The sequence below is a fragment of the Dyadobacter ginsengisoli DSM 21015 genome (assembly GCF_059568735.1).
In genome coordinates, this window is sequence record NZ_JCANTY010000005.1 from 295068 (window position 1) to 312731 (window position 17664).

10 protein-coding genes are annotated in these 17664 nt (G+C 52.8%); 4 read left to right on the plus strand and 6 right to left on the minus strand.

Annotated elements, in window-relative coordinates; all coding sequences use genetic code 11:
• Nucleotides 1-21: 21 nt before the first annotated feature.
• The gene (locus BP71_RS19780) at nucleotides 22-3285 is read right to left on the minus strand and encodes a SusC/RagA family TonB-linked outer membrane protein (RefSeq protein ID WP_496382353.1); all 3264 of its coding nucleotides are present in this window, start codon (nucleotides 3283-3285) and stop codon (nucleotides 22-24) included.
• A 262-nt stretch (nucleotides 3286-3547) separates the two neighbouring features.
• Here BP71_RS19780 and BP71_RS19785 point away from each other — a divergent pair, with 262 nt between their 5' ends.
• Nucleotides 3548-3778, plus strand: coding sequence for a DUF4287 domain-containing protein (locus BP71_RS19785; protein ID WP_496382355.1), 231 nt, complete (start codon nucleotides 3548-3550; stop codon nucleotides 3776-3778).
• Between the two features lie 15 nt (nucleotides 3779-3793).
• Here the strand turns inward: BP71_RS19785 and ypfJ are convergent, their stop codons facing one another.
• A complete protein-coding gene (gene ypfJ, locus BP71_RS19790) occupies nucleotides 3794-4639 on the minus strand; it encodes a KPN_02809 family neutral zinc metallopeptidase (protein WP_496382357.1) in 846 nt (281 codons plus the stop codon).
• Nucleotides 4640-4942: 303 nt separating this feature from the next.
• Here ypfJ and BP71_RS19795 point away from each other — a divergent pair, with 303 nt between their 5' ends.
• The 3 genes from BP71_RS19795 (at nucleotide 4943) to BP71_RS19805 (ending at nucleotide 10041) form a co-directional block, all read left to right on the plus strand.
• Complete coding sequence (locus BP71_RS19795) at nucleotides 4943-5167, plus strand: hypothetical protein (protein WP_496382359.1); 225 nt, start codon at nucleotides 4943-4945, stop codon at nucleotides 5165-5167.
• Between the two features lie 133 nt (nucleotides 5168-5300).
• Complete coding sequence (locus tag BP71_RS19800) at nucleotides 5301-8525, plus strand: DUF1553 domain-containing protein (protein WP_496382361.1); 3225 nt, start codon at nucleotides 5301-5303, stop codon at nucleotides 8523-8525.
• Between the two features lies 1 nt (nucleotide 8526).
• Nucleotides 8527-10041 (plus strand): DUF1501 domain-containing protein, encoded by a 1515-nt coding sequence (locus BP71_RS19805; RefSeq protein WP_496382363.1) that lies wholly within the window; start codon nucleotides 8527-8529, stop codon nucleotides 10039-10041.
• A gap of 14 nt (nucleotides 10042-10055) precedes the next feature.
• Here BP71_RS19805 and BP71_RS19810 read toward each other — a convergent pair whose 3' ends face one another.
• From BP71_RS19810 to BP71_RS19825, 4 genes are read right to left on the minus strand one after another with little or no spacing between them, the layout of a single operon-like run.
• Nucleotides 10056-11975 (minus strand): alpha/beta hydrolase, encoded by a 1920-nt coding sequence (locus tag BP71_RS19810; protein WP_496382365.1) that lies wholly within the window; start codon nucleotides 11973-11975, stop codon nucleotides 10056-10058.
• A gap of 17 nt (nucleotides 11976-11992) precedes the next feature.
• The gene (locus BP71_RS19815) at nucleotides 11993-13954 is read right to left on the minus strand and encodes a heparinase II/III domain-containing protein (protein ID WP_496382367.1); all 1962 of its coding nucleotides are present in this window, start codon (nucleotides 13952-13954) and stop codon (nucleotides 11993-11995) included.
• Complete coding sequence (locus BP71_RS19820) at nucleotides 13954-16185, minus strand: alpha-amylase family protein (RefSeq protein WP_496382369.1); 2232 nt, start codon at nucleotides 16183-16185, stop codon at nucleotides 13954-13956. The genes BP71_RS19815 and BP71_RS19820 overlap by 1 nt, the downstream gene beginning before the upstream one ends.
• 19 nt (nucleotides 16186-16204) lie before the next feature.
• Nucleotides 16205-17656, minus strand: coding sequence for a RagB/SusD family nutrient uptake outer membrane protein (locus tag BP71_RS19825; protein ID WP_496382371.1), 1452 nt, complete (start codon nucleotides 17654-17656; stop codon nucleotides 16205-16207).
• Nucleotides 17657-17664 lie beyond the last annotated feature (8 nt).

Sequence of the window (17664 nt, forward strand, 5' to 3'; positions counted from 1 at the left end):
GGGATTGATTTTTAAGCCGGATCAGAAAGTGAGATTGAGGTTGACACCATAGCTGCGCACCGCTGGCAGCGCTCCCCCTTCGAAGCCGATCTGGTTGCTGATGGAGTTTGTGATGTTCGCCGGATCGACATTAGGGGCGTTGCTTTTAATGAGCCAGAGATTCCGGCCGGTCAGGGTTAACCGCAACGCCTGCATGCGGATCTTCTGCGCCCAGCTTTCAGGCAGATACCAGCCCAGCCTGACTTCCCGCAGATAAATGAAGCTGCCATCATACAGATTGGCCTTACTGATCCGGTTACCGCCATCGGCATTGAAATGCGTCCGCGCAGGAACTTCGATATCGTTTGGCAGCCCGTCCGACTTCACCCCAGGATTGATCACACCGTTTTCACGGATACCGTTTTCGGCGGTTTCTTTGAGCATACCCGATTTGTTGCCATACAGATTGGTGTAAGAAAAGAAATCACCGCCTTTCTGGAAATCCACCAGCACCGACAGATAAAAATTTTTGTAACTCAGCATATTAGACAAGCCACCTATAAAATCCGGGTTGGCATCGCCGATGATGACAGGGGTTGGGGTCACATTATAGGTACCATTGTCGGCTACTGTTTTATTACCCTTTGCATCGTATACATAATCGGTGCCCAGCATCGTACCTAGCGACATGCCTTTCTGAGCTACCATCGACACCTTGTTGGTCCGGCGTTCGGTACCGATGATAAACCGCTCGATGCCGTTGATATTGTCGCCTGTGGTGTTCAGGTTCAGGACCTTATTTTTGTTTTTGGAAAAATTAAGCCCAACCCGCCAGCTGAAATTAGTCGTCATGACCGGGGTCGCGGAAAGCGTCAGCTCAATACCCTTGTTCTGTACTGTTCCTCCATTCACCACTTTGGTCGTAAAACCGCTTTCCGACGGGATCTGTACATTCCAGATCTGATTTTTGGTCTTGCGGTTATAGTAAGTAAAGTTTGCGCCCAGCCGGTCATTGAAAAACTTGAAATCAACGCCCCCTTCTGTTTCCGAAGACAATTCGGGTTTAAGCCTGCCATTGAAAAGCTTATCCGCGGTGCTCTGCAACGGGTAGGTATCAAATGGCGCCACGTAGTCATAGTAACGCGAGACCGAATACGGGTCCGCGTCATTCCCCACCCGCGCATAGGATAGCCGCGCCTTGCCCAGCGTCAGCCAGTTGGTTTTGGCGATCAGGTCCGAGAAGATGAATGACCCTGCCACAGAAGGGTAGAAATACGAATAGTTTCCGGTCTGTTTCAGGGTCGATGCCCAGTCGTTCCTGCCAGTGGCGGTCAGGTAAAGAAATTTGTTGTACCCCAGCGTGACCGATCCAAAAACGGAGTTGATCTGCTTGTTTCCGTAGGAATTCGAAACCGTCGCAGGTGTCACAGAATTCTGTAACACATACACCATCGGGTTTTGAAGGCCGCCATTGGTGGTACCTGCGTCGATGCTCGATTTGATGCTCAGGATGTTGCCACCAGCCACCGCTTCAAGGGTGAGTTTCGAATCACCGAATGCCTTGTTGATATTCAGCGTTCCCTGGTAATTGTTCTCATTATTGATCACTGCGCGTTTCGCATAGGACCCAACAAAGAACCCTTTGGCACTGCGCACTTCATCGAGGTGGTTCAGATAGTCCGAAAAGACGCGTACATCCGCCGAGAGCCAGTCGGTAATTTTGTAAGTCAGCCCTGCATTGCCGAAATAACGGTTGTTCCGGTCGGTATTGTAGTTCTCGTATTGGTTCCAGTAGGGATTCTGGGTAAATGCCGGTTTCTGGATATTCCACGCCGTGCGGTTCCACGATTGCTCGGTACCGTCCGCATATTTGTATTCTTTCAGATAAGCATCGTCGATCTGCCGCTGCCCGAACATCACATAGAACAGCATCGGGTTGTTCCCGAAGAAACCGGTCCCCGGCCGGCCTTTGGAGTGGTCATTGATGTAATTGATCCCGCCGCTGAATGTAAACTTGTCATTGAATTTGTAAACCGTGTTCAGGCTGATAAAAAAGCGGTTGAGATTGCTTCCCGGATAAATGAAATTCTGCTTGGTCTGCCCCACCGAGAAACGGATCGAGCCATTATCGCCGCTGCTGGCCACCGAAAGGTTATTTGAGAATGTTACACCGGTTTTGAAAAAATCCTTCGCATTGTCGGGATGGGGGCTCCATGGCGCGGTTTTCCCAAAATTCGGATTATTGCGGTCCTGGTCCCAGGACCAGTAGTGCCGCACCAGCTGGCCCTCCATCTTGGGGCCCCACGACTCATCGGTCCCGTAGTCCGGAATGAGGTCGTACTTCCCCTTCCCATCGTTATCGTCGTAGGTCCCTCCACCCGGCAAAAATCCCGTAGGGTTCTGATTGACGTATAGTTTGGTAAAATTCGAACTGCCTCCCCCGCCATAGAGATTCTGAAATTTGGGCAACAACGAAACCTGGTCGGCCTGGATGTTCAGATCATAGTTGAGTGAAAGCTTACCTGAGCCTTTGCCCGATTTAGTGGTAATGTAAATGACCCCGTTCTGTCCTCTGCTACCGTACAGTGCAGTCGCCGCGGCACCTTTCAGCACCGATATGTTTTCTACGTCATTGGGGTTCAGGAGCTGCGCCGGATTACCGTAATCGTAACCGCCACCACCGGTGCCCTGCCCGCCGGTCACGCCGTAGGAGTTCAGGTTCATGTTGGCCATGGGCACGCCATCCACGATAAACAAGGCGTTGTTGTTACCCGAGATGGATTTCAGACCACGGATCGTCACCCTCGACGAACCGCCCATCGATCCGCTGTTCCCGCCGATCTGAACACCTGCCAGTTTTCCCTGAAGCGAATTGATATAGTTTACCTCACGTGCTTCCTGTATACCACCCCCGTCGATTTGCTGAACCGCATAGCCCACATTTCGCGTGCTCCGCTGCACCCCAAGCGCCGTCACCACCACCTCACCCAGGCTTTTCACATCGGCTTTGAGTTTGATGTTCACTTCCGTCATGCCCGCAGACACCTGCACATCCTGCGTCACATGCCCGATCGACGACGCCGTCAGCGTATGGCTCCCCGCCGGCACAGAGAGCGTGAAATTTCCGTCGACGTCGGTATTCGTACCATTGTTGGTACCCTTCACCAGGATGCTAACGCCCGGCAGGCCTGCATTGGACTCGTCCACTACTTTTCCCTTAACCCGGCGGTCCTGACCGACAGCCTCGTAAGCACAGAAAAGCACGGCCAACAAGACCGATAAGCAACTTCGTATCGATTGCGCCATTTTTTGGAAAATTTAAAGATTAAATATTCTTTAAAGGCGAAAAAATGGTACGTATACTGCCGTTTACTTGCGATTCGATGACAAAATCGACGGTTTCGGTTACAGCCTCGACGAATCGGCAAAAAATAGACTGATTTTCAGGGACAAATAAGGAGAAAAGCGGTGCCGGTCCGTTGGCCCTCAACTTGTAAATATTCACGCGGATTTTGAATGGACGAATATCCCGTCTATTTTGGGATCCTAAACCACAAACCAAACAACCATGTCATTTCAGGGATACCTCAAAACCATCAAATCCAAAACAGGAAAAGATCCAGACGACTTCCGAAAAATCGCCGAAGAGAAAGGATTTACACAAAACGGCACATTGACCGCTACCACCAAAGCCGGCGACATCGTTCAATGGCTGAAAACCGACTTCGACCTCGGCCAGGGACATGCCATGGCCATTTATGCTTTATTGAAAGGCATCAAGGACGAGAACAGCGACTAGGCGGCCAGCCGGGCGTTAGCGAATGTCGTCGAACCTGCCCTGGTTCAGGTCACCGGTTTCGAAACCTTTCTTGAACCAGTACATTCTTTGCTGGGAACTGCCGTGCGTAAATGCATCGGGTACCACATAACCCTGCGATTCTTTTTGCAGTTTATCATCCCCGATCGCATTCGCGGCCTTCAATGCCGCCTCCAGGTCGCCGGGTTCCAGGATTTTGTTCATCTGATTGGCATGATTGGCCCACACACCGGCCAGAAAGTCGGCCTGCAGTTCCAGCTTCACCGACAACTTGTTATATTCTGCCTCGCTCAGTCTGCCGCGCTGCTCCTGCACCTGCCTGGAAATGCCCATCAGATTTTGCACATGATGTCCCACCTCATGCGCCACCACATATGCAACAGCAAATTCCCCGGGCGCATTGAAGCGGTCACGGAGTTCATCACAAAACGAAAGATCGATATACACTTTGTGGTCGGCAGGGCAGTAAAAAGGGCCCATTGCCGAGGATGCGCCGCCGCAGGCACTTTGCGTGCTGTTTTCGAACATTTGCAGCACCGGCTTTTCGTACTGGGCGTCATTTTGCGTATAAATCTGTGACCAGACATCTTCGGTACTCCCCAAAACGGCTGAAACGAACTCGGCGGTTTTATCATCCGGACGCGGTCCCGGAGGTCGCGTTTCCGCCTGTTCGGTCTGGGCTCCCTGGATATTGGACAGTATCTCCTGCGGATCCTGCCCTGTGAGCAGTCCGATGGCAACTACGATAATCACCCCGATGCCTCCCAGCGCAACTTTACCACCGCCCGACATTCCACGACGGTCTTCAACGTTGCTGCTTCTGCGTAAATCCTGCCAGCGCATGTTGTTGATGTATTTAGGTTAATGGAATAAATGTAATGCGGACCGGTTTATCCGGATCGCCACACTCAAATATAGAAATAATGACAACTATCGGGCCTGTACCGCCGCGATAATTTTACAGCAGGCAGGCCAGTGCCCGGATTCCTTCCCACGTTTCCGCAAATTGTAGAGACTACTAAGCATTATCACCTTACAATAAGTTTTAAAACCGTTAAATAAGTAATTCCAAAACATCACTCAATAAATTCTCTGCCCGATCCCCGATATACTAAATTTAAGCGCCATAAGTTAATTTACGCCAATATGACTTTCACTAAATCTTACTTCGCCGGATTCGAATATGAACCCACGGAAATCCGTAAGTTTTTGCAGACTTACGGCACATTTACGCTTATGCTAACGACTGGTGCCATTATCCACTTCCAACCTGAGCACGCACTGGACTTCCTTCGCTGGCTTAACCACCACGAGATCGAGGACATCCGTATGTCGCTTCGGGCCAACGAAGCACTTATCATGCAGCGGTAGAATTACATACCGCTGTATTCTATTCCCCTCCTACCTTATTTAAAACTTCCTCACAGACCTACTTCCGGGCTTTTTATAGTATTTTTAATACTTGGTAAATTATATTTTCACCAGGGCGAACTTTACAGGTTGTATGAAACATGTTAAAGTTTTCTTTCTGTGGGTGTTGATCGCCGGGTATTGTATCTCCTGTTCTCCCGAACTGCCCGAAGATGTGGAGGTTGCTATGAAAGAGCTGCCTGACAAGCTGGATTATAACCAACATGTCAAACCGGTGCTTTCCGACAAATGTTTTGCCTGCCATGGCCCGGATAAGGCCAAGCAAAAAGGTGGTCTCCGGCTGGATATGGCTGAATCCGCCTTTCAGAAAGTTTCGAAAAACTCGGGCCGGAATGCCATTGATCCCGGCGACCTCGCAGACAGCGAGTTTTTTCACCGCATCATCTCCGCCGATCCCGAGTACATGATGCCTACGCCCGAGTCGCATCTGTCATTAACCGCCCGTGAAAAAGCGATTCTGATCAGGTGGATCGAAGACGGTGCGGAATACAAACCACACTGGGCATTCGTGAAACCAGAGCAACCGGAAGTTCCGGACACCGGGCACGATGACCTGGCTGTCAATCCCATCGATCATTTCATATTTAAAAAACTGGAAGAAGAAAAACTGCGCCCATCCGCTCAGGCTGACAAAGAAATGCTGCTCCGTCGCCTTTCCCTGGACCTGACCGGCCTGCCGCCGACCCTGGCCGAAACCGACAACTTCCTGAAAGACAATGCAGCTAATGCTTACGAGAAACAGGTAGATCGCCTCCTTGCCTCACCGCATTACGGAGAAAAAATGGCAGTAGACTGGCTGGACCTCGCACGTTTCGCGGATTCGCATGGCTATACCGTCGACCGGCTTCGGGACATGTCGCCTTACCGCGACTGGGTGATCCAGGCATTCAATAGGAATATGCATTATGACCAGTTTGTTCAATGGCAGCTGGCAGGGGACCTGATGCCCCATCCGACCAAGGAAATGCGTATTGCCACGGCCTTTAACCGCAACCACCAGCAGAATATGGAAGGAGGCGTGATAGAGGAAGAATTTCAGACCGAATATGTGGTAGACCGTACCAATACATTCGGCGATGCGTTCATGGGCCTTTCGGTGGGTTGTGCTAAATGCCACGACCATAAGTACGACCCTATCTCGCAAAAGAACTATTACGAACTATTCAGTTTTTTCAACAATGTAAAGGAAGCCGGCCAGATTTCCTGGGACGACGCATTGCCCACGCCGACCATGCTTTTGCCAAGCGAAGCACAGGAAAAAACCCTCCTTTTTATTCAATCCAAAATAAAAACGGAAGAACAACAGCTCTCAGCCGACCAACGCAATGCGGAAGCCGGCTTTCAAAAATGGCTGCAAACCCATAGCTACCAGAACCTTGCCGGAGAAACGCTGCCCAAAGCCGGGTTACAGGCCTGGTATACATTCGATAACGGCTCTTTACGCAACACAGCGAACGTGAAAGAATCGGGTGTGATGAAAAGAGAGTCGGGACAGCCAGGGGGTGAACCGGTATTCGCTGCCCACCCTGGTGGCAAAGCACTGCAACTGGACGGCGACGTTTTCCTGGACCTGGGTCAAAATGGTGTTTTTCGCAAATCCGAGCCGTTCAGCGTGGGTATCCGGGTCAACATTCCGAAGGAGTTGAAAGAAGGTGTAATCCTGCACAAAAGCCAGGCAGAGCGGCTCTACAATTTCCGAGGCTATCATTTATACCTGAAAAACGACCGTCTGGAACTGAACATGGCCCACACCGCACCTTCGGACGCCATTACGAGAGTCAGTAAACTGCCGATCCCGAAGAATCAATGGGTACAGCTCACTATCACATATGACGGCTCATCGAAAGCAGCAGGTCTGAAATTGTATGTCAATGGAAAAGAAGCAGAAATGGAAACGACCATGGACCAGCTCACGAAGGATATTCTTTTCAGATCAGCGGTACAGCCAGGCCTGCAAATCGGCGCCTGGTGGCGTGGTTTTGGCTTGAAAAATGCGTTGGTGGATGATATTGTAGTCTACAACCGGGAACTAACACCATTTGAAACCGCTGTCCTTACGCGCAACGCAGTGTGGTCTCAGATCGCCTCCAAAAAAGCGACCCAATTGACACCGGCTGAAAAAGGCATTCTCAGAAGTTATTATCTATCCGCAGTCGATCCGGCTGTTATGAAAGCACGGCACGCTCTGCAGATCGCCCGCAAGCAGCTTGCCGATTCTACGGAGCATATCCGTGAGCTGATGGTGATGCAGGAAATGCCCAAACCCAAGCAGGCCCACGTACTGCTGCGCGGCAACTACGACGCACCGGGCGAAAAGGTATTCCCGTCGACGCCGAGCTCGATCCTTGCATTCCCGAAAACCCTTCCCAAAAACCGGTACGGTCTGGCGCAATGGCTTACCCATCCCGACCACCCGCTCACCGCACGCGTGGCTGTGAACCGGTACTGGCAGAACTTCTTCGGTACAGGGCTCGTCAAAACCACCGAGGATTTTGGCAACCAGGGCGAGCTGCCGAGCCATCCCGAATTGCTCGACTGGCTGGCCGTCACCTTTCGCGAATCGGGATGGGACGTAAAAAAACTGAACAAGCTCATCGTCATGTCGGCCACCTATCGTCAGGACTCGCGCACGAGCAGGGAGGTCCGCGAGCGTGATCCTGAGAACCGGCTCTACGCGCACGGCCCCGCAAACCGGATGACCGCCGAAATGATCCGCGATAATGCATTGATGGCCAGCGGACTGCTCAATACCAAAATCGGCGGTGGGAGCGTGAAGCCTTACCAGCCGGAAGGGCTGTGGTCGATCAACAACACCAGCTACACCCCGGATTCCGGCGACGCCGTATACCGCAGAAGCCTCTATGTGATCGTCAAGCGTTCGGTGCCCAACCCGACACTCTCGACATTCGACGCGACTTCGAGGAGTTTCTGCGTGGTCAGGAGGCAGAAGACCAACACGCCCTTGCAGGCATTGGTCACACTCAACGACCCGACGTTTGTGGAAGCCATGAAAGTAATGGGCGAATCCATGTGCCGCAGTACCGACAACCGGGCGGCCATCACCACGGCCTACCGCAAGCTCACCGGCAGAAAACCACCTGTGAAGGAAGTAGAACTCTTGCTCACCATGCAGCAGACCGAGGTCGAAAAATTCAGGAAAAACCCGAAAAAAACTGTTGGCTGGCTGCAAACCGGACAGTTTAAGACCGACAAAACGCTCGACCCGGCATTACTGGCCGCTAATAGCGTGATAGCGAGTACTATTCTCAATTCCGACGCAAGCTTAACCAAAAGATAAGATGCACCATCACGATGACGACGAGTTCAGGCTCCATACGCCGGAGTTCAACGAGCTGCACCGCAAACTAGACCGCCGGCGGTTTTTAACACAAACATCGCTGGGGCTCGGTGCGTTGGCCGTCGGTTCTCTTTTCGGCATCGACCGCCTGTATGGCTCCGCCACTCGCCAGGCGGCCGTGACCTCCGGAGACCTGGAAGCCGATATTCTGAAAGCACTGCCGCATATCGCGCCCAAGGCCAAGCGGATCGTTTACCTGTTTATGGCGGGCGGGCCGTCGCAGTTCGAGACGTTCGATTATAAACCCAAGCTGGTGAATATGGCCGGCCAAAACCTGCCCGACTCGGTGCGGCAGGGACAACGCCTTACGGGAATGAGCGCTAGCCAGAGTGCCTTGCCCATGGTGCCATCGATTTACAATTTTAGTCAGCACGGGAAGACCAAAACCTGGGTAAGCGAGCTGCTGCCGTACACCGCCAAAGTCGTCGATGACCTTTGCATTGTCAAGTCGATCTATTCCGAGGCCATCAACCACGATCCGGCCATTACTTTTTTCCAAACTGGCAATCAGTTGCCAGGTCGGCCGTCCATCGGTTCCTGGGTGAGCTACGGACTGGGGACGGACAACAATAACCTGCCTACCTTCATTGTGCTGGTTTCTAAAAATGCACCGAAGGATCAACCGCTTTATGCGCGTTTGTGGGGCAACGGGTTTCTCGAATCGAGGCACCAGGGTGTGCAGTTCCGTTCGGGCAAAGATCCGGTATTGTATCTCAACAATCCGGAAGGGTACGATGGCCACGACCGCAAGGAAATGCTCGATTATTTGTCCAGGCTCAATCAACTGCAAAACGACGCGTATGGTGATCCGGAGGTCAACAACCGCATTGCGCAATACGAAATGGCCTTCCGGATGCAGACTTCCGTGCCCGAGGTAATGGATACCTCCGACGAGCCTAATGATGTGTTCGAACTCTACGGCCCCGACAGCCGGGACCCGGGCACCTATGCAGCCAATTGCCTGCTTGCCCGTAAGCTGCTCGAAAAGGATGTGAAGTATGTGCAGCTCTATCATCAGGGTTGGGATCAGCACGGGGGCTTACCCAAAGCCATCGCCCAGCAATGTAAAAGTACGGACCAGGCCACGGGCGCATTGATCATGGATTTAAAACGAAGGGGATTGCTCGACGATACCCTGGTGATCTGGGGTGGAGAATTCGGTCGTACCGTTTATTCACAGGGCAAGCTCACGGCCACCGACTATGGCCGCGACCACCATCCGAGGTGTTTTACGATGTGGATGGCGGGTGCAGGTGTGAAATCCGGTTTCAGTTACGGCGAAACAGACGACTTTAGCTATAATATCATCAAAGACCCGGTGCATGTACACGACTTTCATGCCACGCTCATGCACCTGATGGGCGTCGACCACGAACGTCTGACCTACAAATTCCAGGGCCGACGCTTCCGGCTTACGGATGTACACGGCAAGCTCGTGAAAGACATTCTCGCCTGAGCATTTCCCAGGACCTACTCCACTTTGAGCCGGACGCGCCCCCAGGTAACTTTGCGCTCGATAGGGTTGAATGTTTTGGTTTCATAGCTGGCGAGGCATTCCATTTCTTTCGTACCCGGCGCAATGTGAATAATGGATTGCTGGGTAAAACCGTCGGGCCAGCGGGCAGGGATCATTTCGTCGGTAAACTGTTCTTTGCTGTTATCGATTCCCGGATCTTCGGCGTAAATGCGCAGGCGATGCTCGCCCTCATATATCAGGATATCCTCCCCGGCATTGACTTTCCCGTCACCATTACCCTTGCCCAACACGGCGTTTCGTACCATTTTGCCATCATCGATTTTAATATCGGTAAAAAACGGCAGGTCAAAATCCACCGGAACCGAAATGACCGAGCTGGTTACATTGCCGCCATCATGCACGGTGATTTTCAGCTTCACATCCGCAGGTTCAGCGTGCATAGGAGGCTTTTTAAGACAGATAATGTCAAATGCAGGGACATCGCTGATTCTCTCTTTCGCATTGGCTGCTATCGTTCCAACCGAATCGGCGATCTCGATATCCTTATTCGGGGCACTGATCATGACACGGAGATTGCCACCCCCATCGCCTCCCCGGTTGAAGAGCCGGACCGACAGTTTGTTGCGTCCATTTTTGAAACGCTGCTTTCCGGCTATCTGATAGTCCAGGTACGTCCAGACGGGCTTGTCATCTGCCGCAACGATGCCTGCTTCAGTGCCGTTGGCGTCGAATTGTAAAGTAATGCGGCCTTTCTCGTCTGCTTTTACATTGCCGACCGCAACCTTCCCGGTTTTTGCCGAATAAATCGCAGACCGATAATTGGTATTCGCTTTATATATAGGCGCGGTCGTCACGCTGATCTCTCCCGTTTCTGCGACCGGCCCATGCGGCAGCCATTTTTTGGTATAAATCCCAAAACCCTTTTCGGTTACGTCTTTCAGGTAGATAAAACCCGACTGCGTTTTGGAACTTTGAATTTCATATCCCCACAGCCCGAAATTGCCGTACACATCACTATGCGACCATTGCTTTGATACCGGGTGTTTCTGGCCGAACTCGCTTGAAACAAACTGCATTGCCTTTTCAAACCGCTCCGTTTTTCCCGCCTCATCTACCATATGACCACCGGGAAATTCTTCAAATTCGACCTCCTTCCCTTCCCAGGCCGCGCCGGCTTTCACTTCCTGGTTCAGAAAATACAGAATGTCAGTCGGACTGGTGTGAATGCGCATTTTTACATCCTGCAAGTTTTCAAAAGTATATCGCACCGGATATAACGTATGACTTTCAGGCTTACCCACAAAAAACTCGGGGCTCCCCATCATGCTCACCGCCGCACAAACCATATCCGGATATTTACCTGACAGAAACAGCGACATAAACCCACCCATACTGAACCCGATAATACCCCGGTTGTCACGGTCCGTCAGCGTGCGATAAGTCTGATCGATGTAGCTGACCAGTTCGGGAAAGTAATCCTTTATCTGTATCTGAAACTTCACGTCTTCATGGTTACCGACATTGTACGGCCGCGGTTCGCTTTCATCGATATTGCCATCCCACATCACCATGATCGCCTGGTACTTATCGACGAGTTCTTTGAGCATGGTATATTCCAGCTTTGCACTTTCATCTTTGAAATGCCTCCCACCCCAGCCATGAAAAAAGTAGATTACCGGGTAGCGTTTGCCGGAATTTTCATAACCCGCCGGCAGGTAAAGCCGGTAGTATTTTTTGTGGCCAAACACCCTGCTCTCGTGCGTCAGATCCCGGTAGGGCGTCGTCTTCTGAGCCTGGGCGGATTGCGCAGTACCGAAGAGGAACACCAACCCGGCGATGCAGGATTTTAAGGCCACGAATGCGCGAATGTGACACGAATTAATAAGGGTGATGAAGAATTTAGTCAGGTTCATGGTGCAATGGAGTGATGCTACTGTTTGAATTGGTATTGAATCGTTCCCGATCTTTTGCGGGCTTTGGTCGTCAGCAGAATACGCCAAACCGGCCTGTGGCCCCAGTTCTCAGCCAGTCTTTTCTCGTCCGGCGCATTGGTCGGCATTTGCTCCTTACTCACCTGCCAGAACGCCGGATCGTACTGCATCACCACCGGTTTCTGTCCCGGTACTTCAAAAATGACTTTGCCTGGTTCGTCCGTGCGGGTCTTGCAGACTGTCATAAAGGTCTGGGTCAACGGCTTGATCATGTCTTTAAGTTCGAAGTGGTCACGGATAGTCAGGCTGTTTTTGACTTTGTCTAATGCCACTGCGCGTTTCCATTGCAGCACGCCTGCTTCCGCCGGATAAGCCGCCGCAATGTCCATTTCAAGGCTTGCGCTGGTCGCGGGTTTGTTGTAAACCACGTTTCCGGCCCCATACTGCGCTCCGGCTTCCTGCGGGAAACCATTGATCACCGGCAGATTATGGTAAGCCGAATTATTATACCAAAGCGTGTAGCGTTCCTTTGAAAATGTTTTGGCGGTATAGGTCCCAAACCCAACGTCGATCACGACAGGCTCGCCTCCTGCATAAAGCACAAAATCACCCACATCATTATGGTTGTGGCTTTCGGCATTATGGCCGCCATGGGCAGCGGTAAAAAAGCCGTGCGGTGTGCGGGCGGCCATGAGCTGGATGCCCGGCAGCCACACGTCGCTGAGCATGGGAGCGGCGCCTTGCCGACCCGCACAATCGCGGATCGCGAGCAGGTTCCAGATCCGTCTTGTTTTGGAAAAATCCTTGGGTACGGGATTCTTCTCACTTTGATTCAGCTGATGGTAGGCCCAGCTGCCAAACTGTTCCATTACATTGTCCTTCACCGATCGGCCGATGCGATAAAGCAGCAACCCGTCCTGATCGATCGTCGGCGAGGCGTCTGCCGTATTGATAAAATAGTTACCGGCAATATGCACCTTGTAAATGTAAGATTCGGCCATTTGCACCAGCGGCTGGTCGTAAATCACCAACTTGCCGCCGGACGCACTTTCGAGTACGTTCAATGCGTCGAATAAACGACCGATGGCGCCCGACCAGTAGCTCGGCCCTTCGTCGATGGCACCGTCTTCGCCAAGCCAGTTGAGGTAATTGTCCAGCGTAAGCATGGCATGCTGCAATTCCCGGATACGACGTGCCTCATCTTTTTCGACCAGCAGCAGCGAGGCCATCCAGCAGCTCACCACCCAGGGGTTCCAATTGTTGACGGGCGCGGTTTTGGTCCCTTTTTGCATGTACCAGTAATCCGAACTGGTTTTCTCCATCGGCGTAAGGACGCGCCGGTCGATCTCGTAATAAATGCGTTTGCGCAACAACGGTGAAATGCTGTCCAGTTTTTCCCCCAGTAAGTAATCTGCCAGGCCTAGCACCGTCGAGGCTTCCACCGCGAAAATATCGACGGAAGGCTCCTGGACGTCGGGCAACCCGATGCCTGCTTTTTGCATATACAAATGCGCGGGAATGCCCCAGTAAGACTCCTCGCAAGTAGACCAGATACCATTGACGATGTCCGGTAAAAACCGCCCCTGCCGTTCCAGCGACTCGGCCAGAACCAATGCAAAAAGTTGCTCCCGTTTGGCGAATGACACATCTTCGTAGCCCGTGCGGTTTCCGCTGCGCTGGTATTGCAGGATCAGGGAAGCTGGCAGGGCTGCAAACGGCGCATTCAAATGCTTTTCCCCATCGGCGATCAGCATTCGGATGGATTCGTCGGGTACCGCAGTACGCCATTCCGCCACCGTTTTGGGATAAGGCTTCCACCATTCTTGCGGGATCAGTGAGCCGGCGATATCCTCCCTGCTGAAATGTGCCATGAGATTCCGGTCAAAAGGCTGGGCCGCTGCCTGCCACGCGGTAAACAGCCATAATGCAAGGTTCAAGAGTGATTTTGTGCGGGGTACCATTATAATGTTTTAACCAAAAAGCCTGCGGTATCTTTAAATGTGTCTGCATCGAGTTGAATGACTAGTTTACCATCGTTCCATTCCCAATCATGCAAAGGTGCCTCGCCCCCGACGTTCCGGCGGATGACCTGTTGCGGTCTGGCCTTCAATGGAATGGCAATGCGGCCTGCCGAGAATGGAATCACAGCCAATACAGGCGTGCTCAGAACGCCTTGCCCGTCCTGTGAAATCAATGCCCAGCGCCCGGTCCATCGGATATTTTCGGTTTGGGAGGAATCCTTTTCGGGTTCCCGCAGCACCAGGGCGGTGAGCTCGCCCTGCTCTACCCTGCCCCAGTTTCGCAGTTGAGGCGGCCCCTGCATGCTTCCCGTACGGCTGTTGTACCATTTGGGTTCCCATTGCGCGGTTCGTCTATGCCAGAGGTTTACGGCCAGCCGGCGGTTCATCCATTCCGCGGGCACTTTTTGCCCGTCGCCCGTCTCGCTGGGCAGAACGGCCCCCGGAGAGCCTAAAATGACGGAATTGAGCAGAATGCCGTCGTCCAAAGCCCATTCATAACAGGACGACCCGCTGATCGCCACTCCATAACCCGATAATAGCGAGGCCCAAACGCTCCACTCCTGGTGACCCCGGTGCAGATCGTACCAGAGATCCCCCTGGTCGTCGAGTGAAACGAGATCTGTGATCGGTACCCAAAGCGGGCTGATGCCATAACCCATGATCACCACTTCAGGATCGACGCTTTTGGCTGCCTTTGCGATTTGTTGCATCAATGCGAAAGTGTGCTTTTCGCCCCGCAATGCAGGGTCGCGCGGCGCACCCATATTCGGGCTCGGGAGACCATACCCGAAGTCGAGCTTGATCAGCTTTGGCTTGATCTCCTTCATAATGCGGACTGTACGGTCCCAGAGAAACTGCTTTGTCTTTTCAGAACTAAAATCCATGCAGAAATAGGACTCACCTTGCGGATCGAAGTTCCAGTTGGCCATGCAGGGTTTGCCGTACACATCCAGGATCAGGTCCTTTTTCGTGAGCCCCACGGCGGCGGTATCTTTGATCCAGCCGATGGTTTCCCACACGCCCACTTCCACCCCTTTGCCCCGGATATAGGCCAGGTCTTTGTAAAAATCGGGGAACTTTTTGAGGTCGGGGACGCCGGATCCCTGCGATGACTCCCAGGGATCGTCGAGTACCATCACCTCGTTGCGCATTTGCTCCATAAAATCGGCAATGGGGCGGATCGGATACTTTTTGTTCCGCCACATGCCCCACGTATTCCAGATCGAGACCGTCTGCTTCCGGAGCGCTTCCGGGCCGACCGATTTCTTTACCTCGGGAAAAGATGCGTAGTATTTTTCGAAACTGCCACGCGCCGTAGAATCGACTGAGAATCTGACCAGGTCCTTCCAGCTCCGGTTTTTGCCTCGCGGAGTCCCCCAGAGGTCTTCCCGGTACAGAAACTGCATACAGCTCAGGGTCGACTGGATTTTGAGCGACAATGCCGCATCCGGCACAGTTCCCACGCCGATCGTCAGCCAGCCGTCGTCCGAGCCCATCCCGGCAAAGAGCACCGGTCTCGGAAATGCCGCCCCGTAAGGTGTACCCATCGACGGCCCAAAATTACCCAATGCAATGGTGGCGTGTCCGAAATCCCAGCTCCGGAAGTAGCTCTGAACCGTCCCGGCCTTGGCCCCGGGCACACAGTACCCGAACGATTGCCAGTCGGGCATGAAGGGCCGGTCCCAGGTCGGATGAACACCGCCATTCATGGTGGGGCCTGACGGGCCGGATGCCCCCAGGTACATCTCGATGATCTGAGGCGTGGAAACGTCCCAGAGCGCCGCCAGCTCACTGAACTGCCAGCCGGTGGGTTTCTTTTCAATCAGCAGCCGGCCAGTACCCAATCCGGGCCAATGCAGCGAGATCGTTGAGCGGTCGCCGTCGGTCACTACCGCATCGGCGACCGCCTTCGAAAAGCGTGTCTCCTTTTTATCATTTTTATACCAGAACGAGGGCAGCAGGCTTCCCTGCCACATGACCGACTTTTTCACCCGATGGGAAAGCACGGCCCGGTCTTTGTCGAGGTCCCATTTCAGAACCAGGTCATCGCTGGCATATTCCCAGGTTTTGGCGTGATCAGCATTTGCATTACCCTTTCCGGCCAGGGCATAATGCATGGAAAAAATAATGAAGAGAAACTGAAATATCGATTTTTTGAAAATGCTGATCATAAATGGAAAATGGTCGGAACTATAAATTCGGATTGATATTGGCGTCGCCGATCGGGGCCGGGTACCAGAAACTGATCTTCGACAGGTCACCGATCGGTTTGAGATCGTCCGGCGCTTTGCTGGCATTGGCCGCAGCGACTTTTTCCAGTCGTAAAAGATCGAACCACCGCGTCCATTCACCGGCAAATTCCCACGCCCGCTCGTCGACCACGGCATCGGTGAAAGCGGTTCTGGACAAACCGCTCAGATCGGCCAGGCCCGCCCGCTTGCGTACTGCGTTCACGGACGCATATGCCAGCGCATTCGGGCCTGCCTCCGTGCGCGCCTGAGCCTCCGCGTAGACGAGCAGCACGTGCGCATAACGGATCATATGCACGGGCATCGACGAGGTAAACTTCGTGTTGTCCGCCAGCCGGAATTTAGCATAATACGGGTGCTTAGACATACTTTGCTGCCAGGGGATTTTGGTACCGTCGGGCTTGGTAAAAGTGGTATGGAAAGTGATGTCCTTGCGTTTACCGGCCGGGAACCTATTAAAGAAGGAAATCTCCGCCAGATAATCATCCCAGCCATTTTCATCACCGGGTACTGCCGGTAACCCATAAAATGAATTGGTCGAACCGCCGAAATTCTCGGAAGCCTGGAATGCGAACACCTCTTCTTTTGTACCCGCCGCACTGGGGGTACCGGACCATAATGTCGACAGTTCCGGCACGAGATCGAATGCATACAGCTCCTTGTTGTCGATCACCTCTTTGGCCTTCGTGGCTGCCAGCGCATATTTTGAAGCGTCCTTGATCGGCCATCCGCCTTCGGTCAGGTATACATCGGCGAGCATGGCTTTGGCAGAGCCCCTGTTGGGGCGGCCCGGTTCGCGCTTTTTATCCGGCAAAAGCTCCTCCGCTTTTTTCAGATCGGCTTCGATCAGCGCGTAGACTTCCGCCGGGGCACTTTTCCCGATCGTCAGCAAATCCTCCGAGAAATCGGCCGTGGTGATCAGCGGAATGTTGCCATAACCCCGCACCAGCCAGTAGTAACCCAATGCACGAAGGAAATAAGCCTCGCCCACAATGGAATTGATCCGCGCCGGGTCGCCCGGAACATTCTGGTAATTATTGATGACGTTGTTGGCCCCCTGGATGGTTTTGTAACAGCCGCTCCAGATCTGCGAAAGTCTTGGATTGGCCGAAGTCACGTTGAATTGGTCGATCTCGCGAAAATCGGCTTTGTTACCGCCTGAGATGGTCGAAATATCGTCGGCGCCCATTCCGAAGCCTTGTATAGCGGATGTCAGAAAGCCACGGCCCCAGGTCCGGAGCAGGCCTTTGTAGCTACCGGTCAATGCGGATTCCAGACCCGCGATGTCGGCGATGGCGTTGGTTCCAACCACCTGGCCTTTGGGATCTTCTTCCAGGAAATCTTTACAGCCGGCGGCAATAATGAACAGACAGATAATGGCTATTTTTTTCATGATCTAGA

Coding starts and splice junctions, on each gene's coding strand:
- BP71_RS19780 (WP_496382353.1), bottom strand. CDS start 3,285: ATGGCGCAATCGATACGAAGTTGCTTATCGGTCTTGTTGGCCGTGCTT.
- BP71_RS19785 (WP_496382355.1), top strand. CDS start 3,548: ATGTCATTTCAGGGATACCTCAAAACCATCAAATCCAAAACAGGAAAA.
- ypfJ (WP_496382357.1), bottom strand. CDS start 4,639: ATGCGCTGGCAGGATTTACGCAGAAGCAGCAACGTTGAAGACCGTCGT.
- BP71_RS19795 (WP_496382359.1), top strand. CDS start 4,943: ATGACTTTCACTAAATCTTACTTCGCCGGATTCGAATATGAACCCACG.
- BP71_RS19800 (WP_496382361.1), top strand. CDS start 5,301: ATGAAACATGTTAAAGTTTTCTTTCTGTGGGTGTTGATCGCCGGGTAT.
- BP71_RS19805 (WP_496382363.1), top strand. CDS start 8,527: ATGCACCATCACGATGACGACGAGTTCAGGCTCCATACGCCGGAGTTC.
- BP71_RS19810 (WP_496382365.1), bottom strand. CDS start 11,975: ATGAACCTGACTAAATTCTTCATCACCCTTATTAATTCGTGTCACATT.
- BP71_RS19815 (WP_496382367.1), bottom strand. CDS start 13,954: ATGGTACCCCGCACAAAATCACTCTTGAACCTTGCATTATGGCTGTTT.
- BP71_RS19820 (WP_496382369.1), bottom strand. CDS start 16,185: ATGATCAGCATTTTCAAAAAATCGATATTTCAGTTTCTCTTCATTATT.
- BP71_RS19825 (WP_496382371.1), bottom strand. CDS start 17,656: ATGAAAAAAATAGCCATTATCTGTCTGTTCATTATTGCCGCCGGCTGT.